This window comes from Pseudomonas sp. S2_A10 (assembly GCF_054668465.1).
Window position 1 is genome coordinate 2,591,820 of record NZ_CP162773.1, and the last position, 24,007, is coordinate 2,615,826.

Here is a 24,007-nt window from a genome sequence, read left to right on the forward strand (position 1 = left end):
CTTCTGCGGCGCCACCCGGTCACAAACTTGAGATCGGTCAACCCGGCACGTGCCAATCGGCGCATGCTGGTCTCGGCGCGAAATCGATAACGGATGGTGATCCTTCCATGGACTTCAAAGACTATTACAAGATACTCGGCGTGGAGCCGACAGCCGACGACAAGGCCATCAAGGCGGCCTATCGCAAGCTGGCGCGCAAATACCACCCCGACGTCAGCAAGGAAAAAGACGCCGAGGCCAAGTTCAAGGACGCCTCGGAAGCCTATGAAGCGCTGAAAAGCGCCGACAAGCGCGCCGAATACGACGAACTGCGCCGTTATGGCCAGCACGGTCAGCCGTTTCAGGGCCCACCGGGCTGGCAGAGCCGTGGCGGCTTCGGTGGCGGCGGTGGCGACACAGGCGACTTCTCGGACTTCTTCAGTTCGATCTTCGGCAATCGCGGCCCCGGTTTCGGTGGCGCCGAGAGCCGCCAATCACGCGGACGCCGAGGGCAAGACGTGGAAATGGAACTGCCGGTCTTCCTCGAAGAAACCCTGTCGAACGAATCGAAGAAAGTCACCTTTCAGGTGCCGCAATACAACGCGCACGGCCAGCATGTCAGCAACACCAGCAAGAGCCTGAACGTGAAGATTCCGGCCGGCGTGACCGATGGCGAGCGGATTCGCCTGAAGGGCCAGGGCGCACCGGGCATCGGTGGCGGGGCGAATGGCGACCTGTACCTGACCATTCGGTTTGCGCCGCACCCGAAATTCGATGTCGAAGGCGAAAACCTGATCATCACCTTGCCCCTGGCTCCGTGGGAATTGGCATTGGGCACCGAAGTCGCCGTGCCGACCCTGACCGGCAAGATCAACCTCAAGGTGCCGGCCGGCAGCCAGAATGGCCAGCGCATGCGCGCCAAGGGCCATGGCCTGCTGAACAAGGCCGGCGAACGCGGTTATCTGTTCGTGCAGCTCAAGGCCGTGATGCCCAAAGCCTCCGACGATGAGGTCAAGGCGCTGTGGCAGGAACTGGCGAAGAAAGCCGCCTTCAATCCGCGAGAGAACTTCTGAACCCGACGACGGAGTAGCCCATCATGAGCAGCCCCCTGATCGTTCAACTGGACCTGGCAGAATTCTGTGAGGCGGCCGATTTGTCGGACGTCTACGTGATCGAAATCGTCGAGCACGGCATCCTCGAACCTCAGGGCGCACAGCCCCGGGAATGGCGCTTCACCGATTACGAATTGGCCTTGGCCAAGCGTGCGGCGAAGCTGCGCCGTGATCTGGAACTGGAGTGGGAAGGCGTGGCGCTGGCGCTGGATCTGCTGGACGAGGTGAAGCAGTTGCGTGCCGAGAACCGCATGTTGCGCCAGCGTTTGGGGCGGTTGGTGGTCGAATAAATTGTTTGAGGCCGTGAGGTCCTAGCTGGCCTCATCGCGTGCCGGCCCGCTCCCGCCTGATTAATGTTTGCGGGTGTTTCGTCCGGTATGAACCGGCAGGATGGTCTGATAGTTTTCCGGGCACATGTTGGCAATGGATGCCGACGGTCGTAGCGCCAGCCAGACTGGCCAGCGCTGCGCAATCTTTGCAAGGAAGCCTGTCAATGCCAGTCAGACCCAAGCCGCCCAAGCCGGGCGTAGGCGATGTGAACACCCCTGTACGTACCACCCCGGATCCAGTTGCGCACGGTATCGAGTCGTCGCACCTGACCCCCGGTCCGTTCATTCGCAAGACCCCGCCCGATGCCAGTGAGCCCGGCAGCAACACGCAGCAAATGGAAACTGCAGTTGCCCCGCACAGCGTGCACGTCGACCCGACGCCGTCTACATCTGGTCCCGTCCCGAAGCTTAAAACCTCGGCTCTGGAGCGTTACCTGATTGCCTCGACAGCCCCTCTACCGCAAGCGGACGTTGACGGGTTTCGCGTATTCAAAGGACGCCAATACGCGGACCTGCAGGGCGGTGGTACGGTGCTGATCGGCGTCGATGCCGAGACCGGTCTGCATCGGGCCAGATTGTCCAGCGAGCTGCAGCCGTCCGGCCCTGTGCTTGCCTACGATCCGTTGAACAAGCACTGGTACGCGCTTGAAGAGTCCGGCGCGTCGCCGGACGCTGCCGCTGTCCCGGGTAAAAGCCGCAGGGTGGCGCGCCAGAGCGATGAAGACTATGAGTCTGCCGTTGAGGAGCTGCCCGACGATGGCGGTGTAACGCAGGAACATTTTTATCTGGCGTCCGAGTCGATGCCCGTCAAACCCTTCACCGCTGAGGAATTGCGTGCAATGCGCAGCGAAACACGGTTTTCGTTCCTCACCAATCGGCCCGGGGTCTACGACCGTGCCAATAACGGCAAATACCCTTTCCGGGACATGGCCGGCCGGCCTGTCAGGATAAAGAAGCTCCAGACCCTGGCGCGTTTCGAAGACGGCAGCCGTTATACCTCCGAGCAGATCAAGCCCTACATCAAGTTTGGCGCCTACGAGCATGTCGCGCGGTTGTATGAAGAAAAGCTGCAATGGCGATTGTTCACCGAGGCCGACATGACGGTGCCCGGAGAGCGGGCCCTGGTCGGCCAGTCAATGGTGGTCGCCAACCGGCGCATCACCCGAGGCGAGGTGGTCGGTGTCTATGCTGGCGCGATCATGCCGGGACGTCTTGTGCCGCTGCCCCAGCAGTCATACACCATGAAGGTCGGCGTCCGTTATCAACCAGGGCCTGGATATTTGATCCCCTACGAATTCGCGCTGGTCGGTGACACGATTATTTCCCGGATCAACACGCGCTTTTGGTATGACGCAACGGGCAAGCCGGTTCGTCAGGCTACGGAGGGTTACAACGTCGAGTTCGTACCGTTCGATGTCGAAGCGCAACAGTGGATAGGCAAGGAATTGGTCACCCGGGACTTCATTCTCAACGCCATCTTCGCTACCGAAGACATTCCGGCGGGAACCGAGTTACGCATCGATTACAACTACAGCGATGCGGACATCGCGAAACTGTTCCCGTGACTGCCTGAGCGATCGCGACTGAATACGGACCTGCGCGTCCGTATTCAGCGCACGCCTTCATCAGAACAGAAAATAGCGCTGCGCCATCGGCAGCGTTTCCGCCGGTTCGCACCAGAGCAACACGCCATCGGCCTTGACCTGATAGGTCTGTGGATCGACATCGATGTTCGGCAGATAGTCGTTGTGGATCAGGTCGGTTTTCTGCACGTCGCGGCAGCCCTTCACCACAGCGATCTGCTTCTTCAATCCCAAGGCTTCTGGCAATCCGGCCTCCTGCGCCGCCTGGCTGATAAAGGTCAGGCTGGTGGCGTGCAGCGAGCCGCCGTAGCTGGCAAACATCGGGCGGTAATGCACCGGTTGCGGTGTTGGAATCGAAGCGTTGGCGTCGCCCATCAGGCTGGCGGCAATCGCGCCGCCCTTGAGAATCAGCGTCGGCTTCACACCAAAGAACGCCGGGCGCCAGAGCACCAGATCGGCCCACTTGCCGACTTCGATCGAGCCGACTTCATGGCTGATGCCATGGGTGATTGCCGGGTTGATCGTGTACTTGGCGATGTAGCGTTTGGCGCGGAAGTTGTCGTTGCCTGCGCCGTCCTGTGGCAGCGGGCCGCGCTGTTTTTTCATCTTGTCGGCGGTCTGCCAGGTGCGCGTGATGACTTCGCCGACACGGCCCATGGCCTGACTGTCGGAGCTGATCATCGAGAACGCGCCGAGGTCGTGGAGGATGTCTTCGGCGGCAATGGTTTCGCGGCGGATCCGGCTTTCGGCGAAGGCGACGTCTTCGGCAATGCTCGGGTCGAGGTGATGGCAGACCATCAGCATGTCGAGGTGTTCGTCGATGGTGTTGCGGGTGAACGGCCGGGTCGGGTTGGTCGAGCTTGGCAGCACGTTGGGGAAGCCGCAGGCCTTGATGATGTCTGGCGCGTGGCCGCCACCGGCACCTTCGGTGTGATAGGTGTGGATGGTGCGGCCCTTGAACGCGCCAAGGGTGGTTTCGACGAAGCCGGATTCGTTGAGGGTATCGGTGTGGATCGCCACCTGCACATCGTACTGGTCGGCGACGTTGAGGCAGTTGTCGATGCTCGCCGGAGTGGTGCCCCAGTCCTCGTGCAGCTTGAGACCGATGGCACCGGCCTTGACCTGTTCGATCAACGGCTCCGGCAGGCTGGCGTTGCCCTTGCCGGTCAGGCCGATGTTCATCGGGAAAGCATCGGCGGCCTGGAGCATGCGCGCCAGATGCCACGGGCCGGAGGTGCAGGTGGTGGCGTTGGTGCCGGTGGCAGGCCCGGTGCCGCCGCCGATCATGGTGGTGACGCCGCTCATCAGCGCTTCTTCGATCTGCTGCGGGCAGATGAAGTGGATATGCGTGTCGATGCCGCCAGCGGTGAGGATCATGCCTTCGCCGGCAATCACCTCGGTGCCGGCGCCGATGGCGATGGTCACATTGGGCTGCACGTCAGGGTTGCCGGCCTTGCCGATCGCGGCGATGCGCCCGTCCTTGAGGCCGACGTCGGCCTTGACGATGCCCCAGTGGTCGATGATCAGCGCGTTGGTGATCAGCGTGTCGACCACTTCGGCGGCGAGCAATTGGCTCTGGCCCTGGCCGTCGCGGATGACTTTGCCGCCACCGAATTTCACTTCTTCGCCGTAGGTGGTGAAGTCCTTTTCGACTTCGATCCACAGCTCGGTGTCGGCCAGGCGCACCTTGTCGCCGACGGTGGGGCCGAACATGTCGGCGTAGGCTTGGCGGGAGATTTTCATGGGCATGCCTTGAGATTCAATTGGGTCTGAAATCGCTCGCATTACTCGCTTTCGCGAGCAGGCTCGCTCCCACATTTGATCGCGTTCTCATGTGGGAGCGAGCCTGCTCGCGAAGGGGCCAGAGCGGGCACCGTGTTGTTTAGAGATCACCCATGATGCGGCCGGCAAAGCCGAACACCCGGCGATGCCCGGCGTAATCCACCAGTTCGACTTCACGGCTTTGCCCTGGCTCGAAGCGCACCGCCGTGCCCGCCGGAATATTCAGGCGCATGCCGCGACTGGCGGCGCGATCGAAGGTCAGCGCGTCGTTGGTTTCAAAAAAGTGGAAATGCGAGCCGACCTGGATCGGCCGGTCGCCGCTGTTGGCGACTTTCAGGCTGAGGGTGCGACGGCCGACGTTGAGTTCGATGTCGCCGGGCTGGATCTGGTATTGGCCAGGAATCATCGCTGGGCTCCTTGCAGGACTTTGTAATAGAGCGCGGTCGGGCGATAGGTGCCGTTGGGGGCGCAGGCGTAATCAGGGATTTCGCCGGCGCGCACGTAGCCCAGCGCCTTGTAGAAATCTTCCGCCGGCGAGCCGGCCTCGGTGTCGAGATAGAGCATGCCGCGCTTGTGCTTGGGCGCTTCGAGTTCCAGCGCCTGCATCAGTTGCTGACCGAGGCCTCGCCGCCGGGCGTCTTCGCGTACCAGCAGCTTCTGCACTTCGGCGCGGTTCAGACCATTGGCCTTCTGGCACAGGCCCAGTTGCACGCTGGCCAGCACCTGCTCGTCCTTCACCACCACCCAGAGCAGCGTGCTGCCCTTGTTGATGTTGTCCTGCACCTCATCGAAATATGCGCGCGCCTGCGCGGCATCGAGGTCGGCCATAAAACCGACGCTGGCGCCGTAACCGACGGCGTCGAGCAGCAGATCGATCAGGCCCTGGCGATAGTGGGCAAAGCTTTCAGCGTTGACGCGGCGCAACTGGGCGGCGTTCATCGACATCACTCCTTGTGAGTATCCGGCGGCTGTGCGCCGGGATTGAGGGTCAACTGCATGAAGGTCAGATCGAGCCAGCGGCCGAACTTGGTGCCCACTTGCGGCATCTGCCCGGTGACGCTGAAACCGGCGCGCTGGTGCAGGCGGATCGAGGCAGCGTTGCCACTCTCGATGGCAGCGACCATGACGTGTTTACCGCAGGCGCGGGCGCGTTCGATCAACGCGGTCATCAGTTGCGGGCCGAGGCCGTTGCCGCGTTGATCGCTGCGCACGTACACCGAGTGCTCGACGGTGTGGCGGAAACCGTCGAACGGCCGCCAGTCGCCGAACGAGGCGTAACCCAGCACCGCGTTGTGGCTGTCGACGATCACCAGAATCGGGTACGCCTGCAACTGACGCGCGTCGAACCATGCCTGGCGATTGCCGAGGTCGACCGCTTGTTCATTCCAGATCGCCGTGGTGTTGAGCACGGCGTCGTTGTAGATGTCGCGGATCGCCGGCAGGTCGGCCCGGGTTGCATCGCGAATGGCGTAAGTCATGGCGCGGCCTCAGACGATCGGCTGGTGAACGGTGACCAGTTTGGTGCCGTCGGGGAACGTCGCCTCGACCTGGATTTCCGGGATCATCTCCGGGATGCCTTCCATCACTTGTTCGCGGCTGAGCAGGGTGGTGCCGTAGTGCATCAGCTCGGCCACGGTCTGGCCGTCGCGGGCACCCTCCAGCAGCGCGGCGGAGATGTAGGCCATGGCTTCCGGGTAGTTGAGTTTCACGCCACGGGCCAGCCGCCGCTCGGCGACGAGGCCGGCGGTGAAGATCAGCAGCTTGTCTTTTTCGCGTGGGGTCAGGTCCATGGTTCGGGTTCCATCAGGGCAGATTCGGGTGGCTCTCGAGAAGTGTGGGGTGCCAGTTGGAGCAGCCCCTCACCCTAGCCCTCTCCCGAGGGAGAGGGGACTGATCTTGGTTGTTTTCAATGGCCAATTCAGTCAGCAATATTCGTTCAGGCAGATAAATTTATTTCAGACGACTCGGTCAGGCTCCCTCTCCCTCCGGGAGAGGGCGGGGGGTGAGGGTCGGGGTTTCAGGTGCTCCATATTCTTGGCGCGATAGCCTCGCGGCCCAGCAGCGCAGGTCGGAGCAATCGCCACAAATCGATGAGCCAGGCGCGGGCGAGCAACGCCTCACTGGCCAGGCAACGAGCCACCAGCAGTCCCGGCAATTGCGTCAGATCCCCGCGCACCTCATGCCCCAGCGAGCGGCATCGCTCCAGCAGCTCGGCGTCTATCTCACCGGTCACCAGCATCGTCGCGAACACCGGTTGCCCATCCAGCCCGATTGGCGAGTCGAGCAAACCATCGTTGCCGACAATGCGCTGCCGTTCGTGCCAGAGCAACCGACCGTCGCGGCGGATGTCCAGGTGCGCCTGAAAATGCCCGAGGTCAAAACGCTCGCCGCTGGCCGGCCGACCGAGCGCCACCACGTCCCAGTAGAACAGCCGCGCATCGCCTTCAAGCTCGATCGTTGTGGTCAACTCGGCCTGCGCGGCGCTGTAGACGATGGTTTCCTGCGGCAGCCATTCCAGTGTCGCACCGGCAGCGACTTGCAAGTCGAGCTGTTGATACGCCGGCCCACCCGCGCGATACCACTTGGCGGCGCCGGGGCTGGTGATTTGCGCCCAGGCGTTGTGTTCGACGCGGGCCTTGATGTCCAGCCGATCACCACCGGCAATTCCGCCCGGCGGATGGACGATGATGTGCTGGCAGACTTGCGGGCCTTCGGCGTACAGATGCTTTTGCACGCGCAGCGGGCCGAGGTGGCGGCGCATGACCGGGCGCGTGCAATCGCCGAAACGCGCGTACGCCAGTTCCAGCTCGGCGTGCCAGCTCGGAGTAAACAGGGCAGGTGCAACAATCGAATTCATGGTTTGTGATTATCGTTAGGAAGCTACAGATTAGACCGGCGCGTTAGATCGTGACCAGCCCGCGTACACCCTCGGCCTCCATATTTTCACCGCGACCCTGCTGAACGATCTCGCCCCGCGACATCACCAGGTATTGATCGGCCAGTTCTGCAGCAAAGTCGTAGAACTGCTCGACCAGCAGAATCGCCATGTCACCGCGCGCCGCGAGCTGCTTGATCACCGCGCCGATTTCCTTGATCACCGACGGTTGAATGCCTTCGGTGGGCTCATCAAGAATCAGCAGGCGCGGGCGGCTGGCCAGCGCCCGGCCGATTGCCAGTTGCTGTTGCTGACCGCCGGACAGATCACCGCCACGGCGCTGCTTCATTTGTAGCAGCACCGGGAACAATTCGTAGATGAAACCCGGGACTTCTTTGGCTTCTGAGCCTGGAAAACGCGACAGGCCCATCAGCAGATTTTCTTCTACCGTCAGGCGCCCGAAGATCTCACGGCCCTGCGGCACGTAGGCGATACCGGCATGCACGCGCTGATGCGGTTTGAACGTGGTGATCGGTTTGCCTTCCCAGTTCACCGCGCCTTCCTTGGCCGGCAGCAGGCCCATCAGGCATTTGAGCAGGGTGGTCTTGCCCACGCCGTTACGCCCGAGCAGGCACGTGACTTCGCCGACTTTCACGTCGAAGCTGAGGCCGCGCAGGATGTGGCTACCGCCGTAGTACTGATGCAGCTTGTCGACTTGCAGCATGTTCGAATTCCTTCTGTTGCACACAGAACCCTGTGGGAGCGAGCCTGCTCGCGAATGCGGTGTGACATTCAGCATGTTCATCGCCTGATGCACCGCTTTCGCGAGCAGGCTCGCTCCCACAGGTTTTGTATTCGCAATGTTCAGCGGCCGAGGTAGACCTCGATCACCCGCTCGTTGTCCTGCACTTGCTCAAGCGAGCCTTCCGCCAGCACGCTGCCCTGATGCAGCACCGTGACGTGGTCGGCAATCGAGCCGACGAAACCCATGTCGTGCTCGACCACCATCAACGAATGCTTGCCGGCCAGCGATTTGAACAGCTCGGCGGTGAACTCGGTTTCGGCGTCGGTCATGCCCGCCACCGGTTCGTCGAGCAGGAGCAGTTGTGGGTCCTGCATCAGCAGCATGCCGATCTCGAGGAACTGCTTCTGGCCGTGGGACAGTAGGCCGGCCTGGCGATTGACCGAGGTGGTCAGGCGAATCGTCTCGAGCACTTCGCTGATGCGGTCCTTCTGTTCGCCGCTCAGGCGTGCACGCAAACTCGCCCACACCGACTTGTCGGTCTTCTGCGCCAGCTCAAGGTTTTCGAACACGCTCAAGGCTTCGAACACCGTCGGTTTCTGAAACTTGCGGCCGATGCCGGACTGGGCAATCTGCACTTCGCTCATCTGCGTCAGGTCCAGGGTTTCGCCGAACCAGGCCTTGCCGTGACTGGGCCGGGTCTTGCCGGTGATCACGTCCATCAGCGTGGTCTTGCCCGCGCCGTTGGGGCCGATGATGCAGCGCAGTTCGCCGACGCCGATGTACAGGTTGAGATTGTTCAGCGCACGAAAGCCGTCGAAGCTGACGCTGATGTCTTCCAGGGTGAGGATCGTGCCGTGACGCGTATCGAGGCCGGGGCCGACGCGCTGGCCGAGGCCGATCGAGTCGCGGCTGGTGCCTTCGTCCTTGTTCGGTTCGACGGGGAAAAACGCCGGCTCCAGCATGAATTCAGCACTCGCCGTGACTCTCATTGTTCACCTCGTTTCTTCAGCAGACCGATCACGCCCTTGGGCAGGTACAACGTCACGACGATGAACAGCGCGCCGAGGAAGAACAGCCAGTATTCCGGGAAGGCCACGGTGAACCAGCTCTTCATGCCGTTGACCACGCCGGCGCCGAGCAGCGGTCCGATCAGCGTGCCGCGCCCGCCAAGGGCGACCCACACCGCCGCTTCGATCGAGTTGGTCGGCGACATTTCGCTGGGGTTGATGATGCCGACCTGCGGCACATAAAGCGCTCCGGCCAGACCGCACAGCACCGCACTCAGCACCCAGACGAACAGCTTGAAACCGCGCGGGTCGTAGCCGCAGAACATCAAACGGTTTTCCGCATCACGCAGCGCTGTCAGCACGCGACCGAACTTGCTTTGCGCCAGGCGCCAGCCGATGAACAGGCTCGCCACCAGCAGCAACACCGTGGCCAGAAACAGCACCGCGCGGGTGCCCGGTTCGGTGATGCCGAAACCGAGGATCGTGCGGAAATTGGTGAAGCCGTTATTGCCACCGAAACCGGTCTCGTTGCGGAAAAACAGGAGCATGCCGGCGAAGGTCAGGGCCTGGGTCATGATCGAGAAATACACGCCTTTGATCCGCGAACGGAAGGCGAAGAAGCCGAACACCAGCGCCAGCAACCCCGGCGCCAGCACCACCAGACACATGGCCCAGAGGAAGCTGCTGGTGCCGGTCCAGTACCACGGCAATTCGCTCCACGACAGGAAAGTCATGAACGCTGGCAAGCCATCGCCGGCCGCCTGACGCATCAGGTACATGCCCATCGCGTACCCGCCGAGGGCGAAGAACAGGCCGTGGCCCAGCGAAAGCAGGCCGGCATAGCCCCAGACCAGATCCAGCGCCAGAGCGACGATGGCGTAGCAGAGGATTTTGCCGACCAGGGTCAGCGTGTAGGCCGAGACGTGCAGGGCATTGTCCGGCGACAACAACGAGAGCAGCGGCAGAACGATCAGCAGCGCGAGGATCACCCCGCCGACCGCGAGCGTGACTTTCGGCCCGGCCTTTTGTGTGGCCGTGACTAACAGAGGCTGGTTCATCAGTCGATCACCCGTCCTTTCAGTGCGAAGAGGCCTTGCGGACGTTTCTGAATGAACAGAATGATCAGCGCGAGGATCAGGATCTTGCCGAGCACCGCACCGATCTGCGGTTCGAGAATCTTGTTGGCGATGCCTAAGCCAAATGCGGCGAGCACGCTACCGGCCAGTTGGCCGACGCCGCCGAGCACCACCACCAGGAACGAGTCGATGATGTAGCTCTGGCCAAGGTCGGGACCGACGTTGCCGATCTGGCTCAGCGCCACGCCGCCCAAGCCGGCGATGCCCGAGCCGAGGCCGAAGGCGAGCATGTCCACGCGCCCGGTAGGCACGCCGCAGCAGGCGGCCATGTTGCGGTTCTGAGTGACGGCGCGGACGTTGAGGCCGAGGCGGGTTTTGTTCAGCAACAGCCAGGTCAGCACCACCACGAACAATGCGAAAGCGATGATGACGATGCGGTTGTACGGCAGCACCAGATTGGGCAGCACTTGGATGCCGCCGGACAACCACGCCGGGTTGGCGACTTCAACGTTCTGCGCGCCGAACAACAAACGCACAAGCTGGATCAGCATCAGGCTGATGCCCCAGGTCGCGAGCAGGGTTTCCAGTGGCCGACCGTAAAGGTGGCGGATGACTGTGCGCTCCAGGGCCATGCCGATGGCGGCGGTGACGAAAAACGCTACCGGCAGCGCGATCAGCGGATAAAACTCGATGGCTTGCGGCGCGTAACGCTGGAACATCAACTGCACGACGTAGGTCGAGTAGGCACCGAGCATCAGCATCTCGCCGTGGGCCATGTTGATCACCCCGAGCAGGCCGAAGGTGATCGCCAGGCCGAGGGCCGCGAGCAGCAGAATCGAGCCCAGCGACATGCCGCTGAAGGCCTGGCCGAGCACTTCGCCGATCAGCAGCTTGCGCTTGACCTGAGCGAGGCTGGTTTCGGCGGCGGTGCGCACGCCGGCATCGCTTTCCATGCCGGGCTCGAGCAGGCCTTCAAGACGCGTGCGTGCCAGCGGGTCGCCGGTTTCACCGAGCAGACGTACCGCCGCGAGGCGCACCGCCGGGTCGCTGTCGACCAGTTGCAGATTGGCCAGCGCCAGGCTCAAGGCGGCATGCACGCTTTGATCTTTTTCCCCAGCGAGTTGCCGGTCGAGAAATTTCAGCTGCGCGGGTTTCGCGCTTTTCTGCAATTGCTGCGCGGCGCTCAGACGGATCTTGCTGTCAGCGGCGAGCAATTGATGGCTGGCCATTGCGGTGTCGATCAGACCCCGCAGGCGATTGTTCAGGCGCAGGGTTTTCGCTTGGCCGTCGATCGTCAGTTCGCCTTGTTGCAGGGCGTTGAGCAATTCGATACGCGCCGGATCGGGCTGCGCGGCCCAGGCTTCCAGCAGTTTGGCCTGTTGCATCGGGTTGGCCGCGACGAAGTCTTCGGCGTCGCCGGCGTGGGCCAGGAGTGGCAGCAACAGTGCTATGGCGAGAAGTACGCGGTGTATGGCAGTGGGCATTAGTGGTGTCCTGTTCAACCGCCCCCTCACCCTGACCCTCTCCCGGAGGGAGAGGGGACTGACCGAGGTGTCTGGACGATGTGCTGCGACCTGCGAACTCGAGTCGAACTCAGGGTCTGAAGAGCATGAAGATCGGCTCCCTTTCCCCCTCTCCCTGAGGGAGAGGGCTGGGGTGAGGGGGAAGTCTCATGCTCGCCTCAAAAACTGAATTCGCCTCAGTTGCTCTTCACCGCATAATCCGGCTTCTTGTCGTTGCCCTGAATGTACGGGCTCCACGGTTGCGCGCGGATCGGGCCTTCGGTCTGCCACACGACGTTGAACTGCCCGTCGCTCTGGATTTCGCCGATCATCACGGGCTTGTGCAGGTGGTGATTGGTCTTGTCCATGGTCAACGTGTAACCGGACGGCGCAGCAAAGGTCTGCCCGGCCAGTGCTTCACGAACCTTGTCGACGTCAGTGGATTTGGCTTTCTCGACCGCCTGCGCCCACATGTGGATGCCGACGTAGGTGGCTTCCATCGGGTCGTTGGTCACGGCTTTATCGGCGCCCGGCAGGTTGTGTTTCTTCGCATAGGCTTTCCAGTCCGCGACGAATTTCTTGTTCGCAGGATTCTCCACCGACTCGAAGTAGTTCCACGCCGCGAGGTTGCCCACCAGCGGTTTGGTGTCGATGCCGCGCAGTTCTTCTTCGCCGACCGAGAACGCCACCACCGGTACGTCGGTGGCTTTCAGGCCCTGGTTGGCCAGCTCTTTGTAGAACGGCACGTTGGAGTCGCCGTTGACGGTGGAAATGACGGCAGTCTTGCCGCCGGCCGAGAACTTTTTGATGTTGGCAACGATGGTCTGGTAATCGCTGTGACCGAACGGCGTGTAGACCTCTTCGATGTCTTTGTCGGCCACGCCTTTGGAATGCAGGAACGCGCGCAGGATCTTGTTGGTGGTGCGCGGGTAGACGTAGTCGGTGCCGAGCAGGAAGTAGCGCTTGGCGCTGCCGCCTTCTTCACTCATCAGGTATTCAACGGCGGGGATCGCTTGCTGATTCGGCGCGGCGCCGGTGTAGAAGACGTTCGGCGACATCTCTTCGCCTTCGTACTGCACCGGGTAGAACAGCAGGCCGTTGAGCTCTTCGAACACCGGCAGTACCGATTTACGCGACACCGAGGTCCAGCAGCCGAACACCACCGCGACCTTGTCCTGGGTCAGCAACTGCCGGCCTTTTTCGGCGAACAGCGGCCAGTTCGATGCAGGGTCAACGACAACAGGTTCAAGCATCTTGCCGTTCACACCGCCCTTGGCGTTGATCTCGTCGATGGTCATCAGTGCCATGTCCTTGAGCGACGTTTCGGAGATCGCCATGGTCCCGGACAACGAATGCAGAATCCCGACCTTGATGGTCTCGGCGGCCTGGACAGTCCAGGTCATGCCCATCGCGGCAATGGATGCCGTGAGTGTGAAAGCCTTGATCAAACTGCGACGCTTCATTGTGCGATCTCCATGAACATTCGATTTTTTCTGGTTGGCAGATGCGGACGACTGAAGCTGTGTTTTGCAAAGGCTGTGCCCGGTCGCGTTCAGGCAAGAAAATGTCGTGCCAGAGCGCTTGCGCGCTGAATGCGTGCACCAGGAGGGGACGGCAGGCGGGCGATGGTGCGTCGAGTTGCGCCAGATTGGGGCGCCCGCTGGCACTCAGATGCGGATACAAAGGCGATAACCCTGTACCACAGCTCGAGAAAACCGAAGGGCCACACTCAGTTGCTCATCCGATTCTCAGCGCAGGTTTTTATGAGTCATGTCTCAGGCCGATCCGGTCGTACCGCAAGTTCTTCAGCAACGTTCAAGCTGCCCCCACTGAGCCCGGCTTTTCTGACTGAAGAAGACGCCGCCTATTGGGTGCACACACGAATTCCACTCAACCCGGACAAAGAGTACGGCAGCGTGATCCTGCTGCGACCGGACGGGAAATTCCTCGCCACCTCTCCCATCGCAGGTGAAGCCACGCGCTTCGACTTCGGCACGATTGTGCAGACCGATGCCCTTGGCGGCATGCTCCATCCGCTGGGCTACCGATGTATCGCCAGCGTACACAGCCATCCGCCGCTACATGACCAGTTCCGCAATGGCAATCGGCGTCAGGATGAAACCCTGCTCAGGCTGTTCATGAGCTTCTATTCAGGCGGCGATTTCATTGGCGATGTGTCGGCGCGGGATTTTTTCCGCAGCGCTTACCTTTCAGGCCCGGATGGCAGCTTGCTCAAATACGTCTCGAGCGGCTCGCCCGAGGAACGCGACTACTTCCTCTGGCAGCAGTCCGGCGGGCCGTCGGGCCATCCGGCTGGGGCCTATGACGTGATGGAGGTGATCAACAAGCTGGCGACCGTGGGTGAACTCAAAGTCATTGTTTCGAATGCCGACTGGGGCTACTCGGTGGGGCGCGTACCTGCGGACTGGAAGGCCGGCGCGTCGTTCTCCACGGGTGTGGTCACCGAACTGCCGCTGATGACCCGGGTATGCGTCAATGCCGAACGCGCCGTGCTTGCCGCCTTGAAATCCAGAGGCGCGCACGCAGCGGGTCTGCTGTTGAAGAAGTTGACCGGCGAGGAGTATGTCGCCACCCATGCGCGCCCGGCCGGACTGGCTGCATGGGATCCTGAGCGAATATTTCCGGTTGATGCCCAAGGGCAATTGCAGCTGCCGAGGGGTTATTTGCTGGAGGGTTTCTACTTCGCCTCGCGGCCCGACCCTGCGCAGTTTCCACCCGCTCAGCCGTGGCTCTACGAGAACTTCTTCACGCCCCGGGAGATCGCCGTCGCTATCGAAGCGAATGCCCGCAGCAAACATCTGGCGAAAGCAGGGCATGCGTTGTCGCTATACATGCGGGCGCAGGATCATGCGATGTTGAAGTACCGCTTCAGCGGCGATTCGATCGAAGCGGCACTGAGCGTTACGCAGTCGGACGGCACGGTCGGTGACAATGGGGTGCAGGCAAGGCTGGCGGCCGGCACACTGGATACCCGCGCATTTGTCTCGATGCTGGTACTGGCTGGCACCCTGGAGGTCGTGCGCGGCAGTGCGCTGTGGGCGCATCTGGGGCCGGTGGATCTGCAATGGCAACCCTTCGCCAATTTCCCCTGGCCGCAATTGAGCGGCGCTTTTCTGTGCGCCGATGATGCCGTGCGCCATGCCCATGAACTCGCCGGCCTGCGCCGTGACAAACCGTACGCCGGGTATGTTTTTCAGCGCAGCGACAAGCGCTTCGTGGCGACCGAACCGTTGCCGGGAGATATCGACACGCTCAGTCAGGGCAGGCTTTATCCGATGGACAATCATGGGCGTCCGGTCTTTCCCGACGACCATGCGCTGCACGCCCGTTACGTCTCTCACATTGCCATGTCGCAACTTTTGCCGGTGGATACGGAGCTTTTTGGCTGGGCGTATCAGGAAGCGGCTGTGAGCTTGCAGATGTTGAGTGTGGCGGAGGTCAGGCAAGTCCTGCTCGACGAGATTGCCTTGTATGTCAGCGCGGCGCCGGACAGCCTCGTCAGGTATGAGGTCATCGGATCTGCGGGCTCCACGGAATTGGCCCGGCGCCTGGGCACGCGCCAGCATCCGGGCGCCCTGGCGCTGGAACTGGACAGCGGCCGTAAACGCCCGCAGGACTTCATACGTGAACAGGCAGCGGCCGGACGTTTAACGGTTCTGATCGATAATGAACTGTGGGGCTATCGCGGGCGGGTGCCGCCCGCCTGGTCGCTGCGCACCACGCCCGCGCCTTTGCCCGTGCCGCAGTTGCCGGTGGTGCAACTGCCGCCGCTTCTGTATCCCCAGCCGGACAGAGACAAGCCGATCCTGCCCAAACCCACGCCACTCCCGCAGCCGCAAATACCGTTGCCGCCGCTGACGTTGCCGTTGCCCTGGAAACGCCTGGAAGGTGTGGCATTCGGCGCGATTTTCCCCTCGGCGGATGAGGCTGCACGGGACCGATGCATGGGGGACTTTCGTCCACAGGGCGAAACGCGCGCGTACTTCGGCTTCATTCTCAGGCACAAGAGCCGGCCAGAGTATGTGGCTACCGAGCTGGTGCCCGTCAGTGATCAAGGCAAAAATCTGTTCAGGCTCGATTCGGTTTTCGCCGACCTGCCCTCAGAGCCCTGGCATGCGTTGCCCGAGGGCTTCGAACTGCACGGCAATTTTTATGCGTCGCAACGAGCCGGTGATCCAACGAAAAGCCCGGATGAATGGCTGGCGCATTACTTCATCTCGCCGGACCACCTGACAGCCTCGATGTATTACGGCGGCCGGCGCCCGGTCATGGTGTCGGACGCTCCCGCAGCGCTTTATATCGCCGTGCGCGATGGTGCTTTGCTCAAATATGTGTGGAGCAAGTCCAGCAAACTGTTTCATGACGCCTCGTCCCAGCGCACGCTTGAACAGATCAAAAGCGATCTGGCCGCTGGCAACCGTCTACCGACCGACTTTATCCATGAGGTCGCCAGCAGCGGCGAGCTTTCCGTCATGCGCACCGGTCTGTGCTGGGACCGGGCGGGGCTGGTGCCAGCCACCTGGCAACCGTACGCAAATCTCGAACGGCGCCGGCTCGGTCCGGTTTTTCTGACGGCTGACGACGCGGCCGTCCACGCCAGGACGCTCGTGCCTCTGGTGACCGACAGGGTGCATGGCGGGCTGATTCTGGAGACGGTCGATAAGCGCTACGTCGCCACAGTGCCCGTTGAAGTCAGCCATGAGGATTTCGATTTCGCCGATATCTGCCCTGAGGAAAGTCGCGCCGCCGGATTGTTTCCTGCGGGTTGTCGCATCGTGGCGCGGTACCGCTCGCGCGTCGCCCAAGAGGTGTCATTGGTCTTGGCGCCTGTGCAAAAGCAGGTGTACCAGAACGTGTTTTCGGTCGAGGTGCTGGAGTCGGCGTTCAACAAACGCGGCATCAAAGAGGAATACCGGGTGGCGGCGGACGGTTCGCTGATTCGCTATACACCCGCCCCACGGGATGAATACCTGTTCTGTCCGGATGGCGCGGTGATCGGCTATCGGCCGCAAGCCGAACTGCTTTCGCAACTGCTTGATCAGGGCGAGCGGCTGTCCGTCGTCGATGCAAAAGCGATAAGACAGCGCTTGCGCGATCGGCAATTGAAACCCGTCGAATGGGTGAACGATCTGGCCAGGGCCGGGCGTCTGTGGGTGGTCGCCGTAAGCGCGATCTGGGGGCAACCGCGCCAGATTATCCAGTGGGCACCATACTCCGGGGATCTGTTGCCGGCCGCCGATTATGACAAGGTGTTGAGCAGCCCGGTCGGCAGCCCGCTGTTCATCCAGGCAGACGCTGCCGCGCGGTACGCTCATCAATTCTCCTCGAGCAGAGATACGCAGACCTTCGGCTACGTTTTGAACGGCCCTGAAGACCTGTTGGTGTCCACTCTGCCAGTTGCGGTGCAGCGTTCGGGGTTGGCGCTGGATCGGGTTTTCGAACAGGGCAAGCTGCCGTCAGGTTTCAGTCTGAGCGCCATTTATTTGCGAGCAGCCCTGCCACCTCTGGGCGCGCGGCCGGACGATATGCGGCACTTTTTTCTGCTGCCCAACGATGTCCAGGCAGCCTGCGCATGGGCCAACACGCCCCAGGGGTACCGGCCGATCTACTTCTCCTGCGCCGATGGCGCGTTGTTGAAATTGCAACTGCATGCATTCGAGCCCGGCACTTTCTACGATGAGTTCGGGCAAGTGCAACTGCGCCCCAATGCCTTTGTGTCGAAGGTGGAAGCGGCGGTCGATGAGCGGGGCATTGCCAGTGGTACGTTCAGATTTGTCGACTATGTCCAACGGATGGCTCATGCCGGCCGACTTGAGGTAATTGAAACCAGTGAATACTGGTCGCGGCATGGTCAGGTGGATGAACACTGGCAGCCACGGCTGACCGAGGTGTCCAGTGAGCAACGCTGGCGCGAGCATCCGGCGCCAGCGCTGGGACCTGTCTTTCATCATCCCGATGATGCCGCCTGCCATGTTCATGGGCGGGTAGCCGGCCAGGCGGTAATAGGCACCGGTTATGAGAGTGCGATTCTGGCGAACCCGTCCAGCCGTCGCTTCGTTCCGCTTGAGCCGATCGTGTATTTGGCCAACGAGGACAATCCGCTGTTGCGCATACTGCGTACCGTCGCGGATCCGGCTGTCAGTTGGCGCGATCCGGCGCCGCGCTATCCCGAGGGTTACTCGGTGATGGCCACCCATCAATTGCATGTCTCGGGCAACACCACGCTGGCGGCGGACGTGGATCAGGTCTATGCCAATTACGCTGCGCCTTCGCTGGTGCATGCGCATACCCATGCACCCACGGAAAAAGGCCTGCATATCCTGCACTACTACTATTCAACGCCGCACGATGTGCTGCTCAAGTACACACCCGTGTATTCAAGGGCGGAAAGAGATCTGTTGCTGACCCGCTCAGCCACTTTCGAGGGCGGACGCTGGATCAGCCGGCTGAGCCCTGGAGAGTTTCTTTCGCGGCTTATGGCGCTGGGTGAGTTTCGGGTGCTGATCGGCGGTTATTACTGGCGCCAGACCGGCCGCATGAACACTACCTGGCGAAGCCGTCGTCAGCAGACCCCGACACCCGGAACCGTGCGCTTGCGCGACGAGTTGTAAATGAAATGAATGAACAGGCGCGGGCCGCCGCAACGGCCCGCGCCCGTCACATCAACGCTGCACCTGCGCGGCGCGCTGGCCAAGTCGGGGCACGAGAAACCGGTCGAGCAACCAGACCACCACCAGCGACGCCCCCACCAGTGGAAACACCACCGCCAGCACCAGCATGATCGCCACGCCGGTTTTCCACTTCGGCAGGTCATGGCGCAGCGGCGGCACACCGAATTTGCCTTCAGGCCGACGCTTCCACCAGATCACCACGCCACTGACGGCGCTGAGCAGAATCATCAGGCAGATCAGCAGCACGACAATCTGGTTGAAGGTGCCGAACATCTTGCCTTCGTGCAGCATCACGCCAATTTCCGTGGCGCGCGCGACGGTGCCGTAGTGCTCGAAGCGGACATCGGCGAGGACTTTGCCGGTGTACTGATCGACGTGCAGGGTGGCGTCGTTGCGCGGGTCATCGGCGAACACGGCAATGGTGAACACGCCGGTGGCGGTGGTCGGCAGGGTGATGCTGTAGCCCGGTTCAACCTTGCGTTCACTGGCGATGTTCTGCACGTCCTGCAGGCTGATCGCGGGTGCTGCGGGGCCGGCATGGGCATTGCCGTGATTCATGTGTTCGGCGTGGTCGCCGGACATCGGCATCGGCGTATTTTCCATCGCCCATGGCACGGTCTGGCGGGTGGCGCTGTTGAGGCTGCGTGCCTCGATGTCGGAGGTCGGTACGTTGTCCCACATCGCTGCCGGAAACACATTCCACACTTGCGCGTATTGCTTGCCCCAGAAACCGGTCCAGGTCATGCCACTGAGCAACATCACCAACAGCAATGTCGCGCCCCAGAAACCGGTGACCGCATGCAGGTCGCGCCACAACACCCGACCGCGACGGCTCAGGCGCGGCCACAGAATGCCCGCCGCCTGACCACGCGGCCACCACAGGAACAGCCCCGAGACCACCAGCACCACGCCCCAGCCAGCGGCCATTTCGATCAGGCGATCGCCGACTGTGCCGATCATCAATTCGCCGTGGATCGCACGGGCGATGGCTTGCAGGTTCTGCTTGGCATCCTGCTCGCCGAGGATGTCACCGTGGTACGGATCGACGAACACGTTGAGTTCATGACCGGCGTTCTTCACCACGAATTGCGCGCTGCGCTCAGCATTCAACGGCGGCAGATACTGAGTGACCTGGCCTTGTGGATAAGCGCTTTTCACCCGTTGCAGCAAGTCATCGGCCGGCACCGTGTGGTGCCCGGCCGGTACTTCGAGCAGGCTGCTGTACATCAGCGAATCGAGCTGCGGTTTGAACAGATAAATGATCCCGGTCAGGGCCAGCATCACCATGAACGGCGCGACGAACAGCCCGGCATAGAAATGCCAGCGCCAGGCCAGGTTGTAGAAATTGGATTGAGGCTTTTGCATCACGTGTGCTCCGCTTGGCTTGGTTCTTTTCGTTGTCTGTTTACCTGTGGGAGCGAGCCTGCTCGCGAAGCGGTTGTTCAGTCGATATCAATGCCGACCGTGGCGCCGTCTTCGCGAGCAGGCTCGCTCCTACATGGGTGGGTGTCAGAAACTCATATCCACTTTGGTCCAGAGCGTGCGCCCCGGTTCATTGATTGCTTGCGGGTCGTTGGCCGGATAGCCGAAGCCGGCATTGCCGGCCAGATTCAGGTGTTCGGCGTAGGCTTTGCCGAACAGGTTGTCGACGCCGCTGCTGACTTTCCAGTGCTGGTTGATGCGGTACGCGCCGTTGAGCGAGAACACGCCGAAGCCCGAGCTCTGGGCGTAATCCTTGCCGACCACGTTGCCCTTGTTCGCGTCGATGCGGTGCTGCGCGGCGACCACTCGCCACAATGCGCCGGCGCTCCACTTGGCCTCGCTGTAGGTCAGGCCGAAGCGCGCATCCAGCGGCGGCATCTGCGGTAATGCCGAGCCGTCACTGCTGTTCTTGCCCCAGGCATAGGCCAGGGTCGCATCGGCTTTCCAGTTGTCGGTCAGGTTGTAGGCAGCTCCGAGTTCGCCACCCATGATCCGCGCGTCGATGTTCTCGGCGCGCGAGGTGCTCATGCCCATCATTCCCGGCGTGTAGTCGAACAGGATGTAATCGCGTACCACACCGATGTAACCCGAGGCCCAGGCTTCGAGGTCGGCGCTCTTGTAGTTCACGCCGAAGTCGAACTGCGTGGTCTTTTCCGGTTTGATCGAGTCGAACGCATTGACCGATCCTGCCGGGCCGGACTTGGGCGAAAACAACTCCCAGTAATCCGGGAAGCGTTGCGCATGGCCGAGGCCTGCATAGAGCGTGGTCGGGCTGTCGGCCAGATCGTGTTCATAGCGCACGAAGCCACTGGGTAACGTGTCGGCGCGGCTGTCGTCGGCGGTCTGGTTGGGGCGGGACATCATCCCCGACCCTGTGGTTTGCCGGTAATCCTTGGCCGAGGCGCGATCGACCCGAGCGCCAGTGATCAAGCGATCACGCTCGGCGGCGTACCAGGTCATTTCGCTGAACACACCGTAATTGTGGAAATCGGCGTCCTTGCTGTACGGCAGCTCCTTGTAGGTATCGATGCCCATTGAGCTGCGCTGACGGTGCTCGTTGGTCTGTGCGTCGAGGCCGGTGATCAGCTGAACATCAGCCCAGCGCCAGGTTGCTTTGATCCGTGCACCGAGGGTACGACGGTCGACGTTGGACGCCATCGGTCCCGCCATCATGCCGGTGCCGGACGGGGTGCGCAGGGTGTAGTTGTCCATCACATGGTCGGCGTAGTTGTAGTAGACCTGCGCTTCCAGTTTTTCCAGCACCTCGCTGATGTTGGATTTTTCCAAGCGCAGACCGAGGCTCTCGCGCAGGAACTGCGAACCGTCCATGCCGCGCCCGGCATACCGTGCCTCGCCATCGCCCTTGCCGGCGGTGAGTTCGATCAGGGTGTCGGCATCCGGCGTCCAGCCCAGTGCGATATCGCCGTTCCACTTGTCGTAACGCGAGGCGACGATGTCGTTGTTGCCGTCGCGATAGTCATCGGAATGCGCAGTGTTGCCGATCACCCGCACGTAACCCAGAGGACCGCCGGCAGCGGCGTCGACAACCTTGTCGAAACGCCCATGCGAGCCGGCCAGGAGGCTGGCGTTGACGCGCGTGCCGAGTTCGCCGAAGTTCTCCGGCTCACGGTCGAACAGCACCGTACCGGCCGATGCGCCGGGACCCCAAAGCACGGTTTGCGGGCCTTTGATCACGGTGAGTTTGTCGTAGGTTTCCGGCGAAATGTACGAGGTCGGCGCGTCCATCCGGCCAGGGCAGGCGCCGAGCATCATGCTGCCGTTGGTGAGGATGTTCAGGCGCGAACCAAACATGCCGCGTAGCACCGGATCGCCGTTGGTGCCGCCATTGCGCACCAGAGCGAAGCCGGGAATGGTCTTCAGGTAATCGCCGCCGTCACTGGCCGGCACCGGTTGGCGCGGATCCTTGGGGTTAGTGACGATCGTCAGTGGCGAGCTCGGGGCGATGGCAGTGATCACCGTCGGGCTCAGTTCATGTTCATGGCCGGCGTGAGCGTCGGCCAGCGCCAGCGGTGTCAGCAGTACGCCGCAAAGGACGGCAATAGCGTGCCTGCAACGAATCCGCGATTCGTTCAGGGCAAAGTGCGCGCGGGCAGATTCCGCGCAGGGGACAGCAGTAAACCTGGACATGACAATTTCCATCGAACAGTCGTAAACACCACGGTCGGCAGCCTGGCGCTGTCTTCTCAACCGTGTGCAATCAGAGGTGCGTGTTTACGTGGCGATGGGCGGGGCGCGGGTGCGGGCGCCGGGGAAGAAGGGTTGGCGGGCATGGCCCAGACGCGGGGAGGGTGTGGTGAAGGTGTTGGGTGGCGGGATGTTGAAAGCGACGAAATCGCCGCCGCCGGTCAGTGCCGGGCAATTGAACAGCAGGGTGCAATAGCCGCACTTTTCCCACAGCACGTGATGCGAAGATTGCGGCGGGCAATGCTCGGCAGCAGGCTGGGCGCCATGGCCGCTGTGATCCATGCCGGGCATGTCCATCGACATGTCCATGCTCATTGGCATCGACGTCGAGGCGTGCTGATCCATCGGCATCGACTGAGAAATCAGTGGACCGATGAAGATCATCAACATGGCGAACAGGGCGATCCAGCTGCCACGCGTCAGCGCTTGAGTCTGACGGTGATGCGGGACGGGCCTGGCGCGCAACGGACGCATGGGCGAAGTCAGCCGAAACAGTTACTGAGCGTGCACGTGGCCCTGGGCCGATTCCGGCGGTTTCTTCTGCACGGCTACTTCAACGCTGACGTCACCTGCCTTTTCGAAATGCAGGGTCATCGGGAAACGCTTGCCGTCGCTGAGCAGGCTGCGATCGCTCGGGTTGAGCAGCATCACGTGGTAAGCCATCGGCGCGAAGGTCACGGTGCCGCCGGCGGGGATTTCCACGCTTGGCACTTGCTGCATCTTCATCAGATCGCCCTGCATCACGTGCTCGTGCAACTGCGCTTGTGCAGCGATGGGCGAGTCGACGCTGAGCAGGCGATCGGCGCTTTTGCCGGTGTTGTGAATGATGAAATAGGCGGCGACGGTCGGCGCATTCGGCGGCAGTTCCTGCGACCACGGATGGGCGATTTCCAGCGCACCCACCTTGTATTCGTGGGCATGGGCAAAGCACGCCGGCAACAACAGCGCAGCGAGGACGAAGAGTTTCTTCAACATGGCAGTTCTCCAGAACGATTTGAAACGCGGATTCAGGGCGCGAACCAATCAGACCAGAGGGGAGGCACGGGGATTGAGACTCGGCCATTGCTGGCGCGGCGTCGGGGTTTGCAGGGAGGCGGGCGCAACGCTGCGGTTGCTTTCAAATTGCGCGAAATACAGCTGCGGCGAATGCCCCGGCAGCGCCAGCAATGGCGCCCCGCCTGAGCAACACCAGCAGTGCTGCATGTTCGAATGGTTGTCGTTTTGCGGGGCCTTCTGATCCGTGGCACCGATGTCGATCGCCACCATCTTCATGCCGCTGCCGGTGCAGAAACTGCTCCAGAGTATCTGCTCGGCCGGTGAACTGGCCGCCTGCGCCATCGCCCCGCTCAGCGGCATGGCGAGCATGTTGAACAGCACTGCAAAGCAGGCGATCCAGGCAAATGCTAACCGGCGTCGGTTCATGGGACAGGTCCGTTGGGTGGGCGATCAGGCGCGGCCCATTTAGCCTGATCAGGGCCGATAAGTAAAAAAGCGTCGTGCGGCTTGGTGTCGCATTGAGCTGTTAAAGGAGTGTAGCTACTTGAATTTGCAGTGCCAGACCTGACGCCTTCGCGGGCAAGCCCGCTCCCACAAATTTTGTGAGTGTGCACAGATATCAGCAACATCCACGGTTCCTGT

Annotated in this window: 20 protein-coding genes; 4 read left to right on the plus strand and 16 right to left on the minus strand. The window is 61.9% G+C overall.

Going from position 1 to position 24,007, the window contains the following annotated elements:
* The first annotated feature begins 107 nt into the window (after positions 1–107).
* From AB4N41_RS11720 to AB4N41_RS11730, 3 genes are all read left to right on the plus strand, one after another.
* Positions 108–1,052 carry a DnaJ C-terminal domain-containing protein gene (locus AB4N41_RS11720; protein WP_024011397.1) on the plus strand — a complete coding sequence of 315 codons (945 nt, stop codon included), beginning with the start codon at positions 108–110 and terminating at the stop codon, positions 1,050–1,052.
* A gap of 23 nt (positions 1,053–1,075) precedes the next feature.
* A complete protein-coding gene (locus AB4N41_RS11725; RefSeq protein ID WP_016771896.1) occupies positions 1,076–1,381 on the plus strand; it encodes a chaperone modulator CbpM in 306 nt (101 codons plus the stop codon).
* A 203-nt stretch (positions 1,382–1,584) separates the two neighbouring features.
* Positions 1,585–2,985, plus strand: a complete 1,401-nt coding sequence (locus AB4N41_RS11730; RefSeq protein WP_460138393.1) for a hypothetical protein — start codon at positions 1,585–1,587, stop codon at positions 2,983–2,985.
* Between the two features lie 60 nt (positions 2,986–3,045).
* On the opposite strand, the gene ureC is transcribed toward AB4N41_RS11730, so the two are convergent.
* From ureC to urtA, 11 genes are all read right to left on the minus strand, one after another.
* A complete protein-coding gene (gene ureC, locus AB4N41_RS11735; protein ID WP_056787624.1) occupies positions 3,046–4,746 on the minus strand; it encodes an urease subunit alpha in 1,701 nt (566 codons plus the stop codon).
* 139 nt (positions 4,747–4,885) lie between these two features.
* Positions 4,886–5,191, minus strand: coding sequence for an urease subunit beta (locus tag AB4N41_RS11740; protein WP_095180936.1), 306 nt, complete (start codon positions 5,189–5,191; stop codon positions 4,886–4,888).
* A complete protein-coding gene (locus AB4N41_RS11745; protein ID WP_252877349.1) occupies positions 5,188–5,724 on the minus strand; it encodes a GNAT family N-acetyltransferase in 537 nt (178 codons plus the stop codon). The genes AB4N41_RS11740 and AB4N41_RS11745 overlap by 4 nt, the downstream gene beginning before the upstream one ends.
* Before the next feature lie 5 nt (positions 5,725–5,729).
* Positions 5,730–6,263: a GNAT family N-acetyltransferase gene (locus AB4N41_RS11750; protein WP_252877350.1), complete on the minus strand. Its 534-nt coding sequence runs from the start codon at positions 6,261–6,263 to the stop codon at positions 5,730–5,732.
* Positions 6,264–6,272: 9 nt separating this feature from the next.
* Entirely contained in the window at positions 6,273–6,575 is a 303-nt protein-coding gene (gene ureA, locus AB4N41_RS11755) for an urease subunit gamma (protein ID WP_003221215.1), read from the minus strand.
* Positions 6,576–6,802: 227 nt separating this feature from the next.
* On the minus strand, positions 6,803–7,642 hold the full coding sequence (locus AB4N41_RS11760; RefSeq protein WP_236169797.1) for an urease accessory protein UreD: 840 nt from the start codon (positions 7,640–7,642) through the stop codon (positions 6,803–6,805).
* Positions 7,643–7,685: 43 nt separating this feature from the next.
* Positions 7,686–8,384, minus strand: coding sequence for an urea ABC transporter ATP-binding subunit UrtE (gene urtE, locus AB4N41_RS11765; RefSeq protein WP_016771889.1), 699 nt, complete (start codon positions 8,382–8,384; stop codon positions 7,686–7,688).
* Positions 8,385–8,524: 140 nt separating this feature from the next.
* Entirely contained in the window at positions 8,525–9,394 is an 870-nt protein-coding gene (gene urtD, locus AB4N41_RS11770; protein WP_370695112.1) for an urea ABC transporter ATP-binding protein UrtD, read from the minus strand.
* Positions 9,391–10,470: an urea ABC transporter permease subunit UrtC gene (urtC, locus tag AB4N41_RS11775; protein ID WP_056787639.1), complete on the minus strand. Its 1,080-nt coding sequence runs from the start codon at positions 10,468–10,470 to the stop codon at positions 9,391–9,393. Before urtC ends, urtD begins: the two co-directional genes overlap by 4 nt.
* The gene (gene urtB, locus AB4N41_RS11780) at positions 10,470–11,972 is read right to left on the minus strand and encodes an urea ABC transporter permease subunit UrtB (RefSeq protein WP_252877351.1); all 1,503 of its coding nucleotides are present in this window, start codon (positions 11,970–11,972) and stop codon (positions 10,470–10,472) included. Before urtB ends, urtC begins: the two co-directional genes overlap by 1 nt.
* Before the next feature lie 215 nt (positions 11,973–12,187).
* Positions 12,188–13,453 (minus strand): urea ABC transporter substrate-binding protein, encoded by a 1,266-nt coding sequence (gene urtA, locus AB4N41_RS11785; RefSeq protein ID WP_016771886.1) that lies wholly within the window; start codon positions 13,451–13,453, stop codon positions 12,188–12,190.
* A 162-nt stretch (positions 13,454–13,615) separates the two neighbouring features.
* Between urtA and AB4N41_RS11790 the strand changes: the two genes are divergently transcribed.
* Positions 13,616–18,622, plus strand: a complete 5,007-nt coding sequence (locus tag AB4N41_RS11790; RefSeq protein ID WP_252877352.1) for a DUF4329 domain-containing protein — start codon at positions 13,616–13,618, stop codon at positions 18,620–18,622.
* Between the two features lie 51 nt (positions 18,623–18,673).
* Here AB4N41_RS11790 and AB4N41_RS11795 read toward each other — a convergent pair whose 3' ends face one another.
* The 5 genes from AB4N41_RS11795 to AB4N41_RS11815 form a co-directional block, all read right to left on the minus strand.
* Complete coding sequence (locus AB4N41_RS11795) at positions 18,674–20,047, minus strand: PepSY-associated TM helix domain-containing protein (RefSeq protein ID WP_095180929.1); 1,374 nt, start codon at positions 20,045–20,047, stop codon at positions 18,674–18,676.
* A 144-nt stretch (positions 20,048–20,191) separates the two neighbouring features.
* The gene (locus AB4N41_RS11800) at positions 20,192–22,312 is read right to left on the minus strand and encodes a TonB-dependent copper receptor (RefSeq protein ID WP_252877353.1); all 2,121 of its coding nucleotides are present in this window, start codon (positions 22,310–22,312) and stop codon (positions 20,192–20,194) included.
* 84 nt (positions 22,313–22,396) lie between these two features.
* Complete coding sequence (locus AB4N41_RS11805; RefSeq protein WP_095180927.1) at positions 22,397–22,843, minus strand: DUF2946 domain-containing protein; 447 nt, start codon at positions 22,841–22,843, stop codon at positions 22,397–22,399.
* Between the two features lie 21 nt (positions 22,844–22,864).
* The gene (locus AB4N41_RS11810) at positions 22,865–23,344 is read right to left on the minus strand and encodes a copper chaperone PCu(A)C (protein WP_041480685.1); all 480 of its coding nucleotides are present in this window, start codon (positions 23,342–23,344) and stop codon (positions 22,865–22,867) included.
* Positions 23,345–23,392: 48 nt separating this feature from the next.
* The gene (locus tag AB4N41_RS11815; RefSeq protein WP_041480684.1) at positions 23,393–23,791 is read right to left on the minus strand and encodes a DUF2946 domain-containing protein; all 399 of its coding nucleotides are present in this window, start codon (positions 23,789–23,791) and stop codon (positions 23,393–23,395) included.
* Between the last annotated feature and the right edge of the window lie 216 nt (positions 23,792–24,007).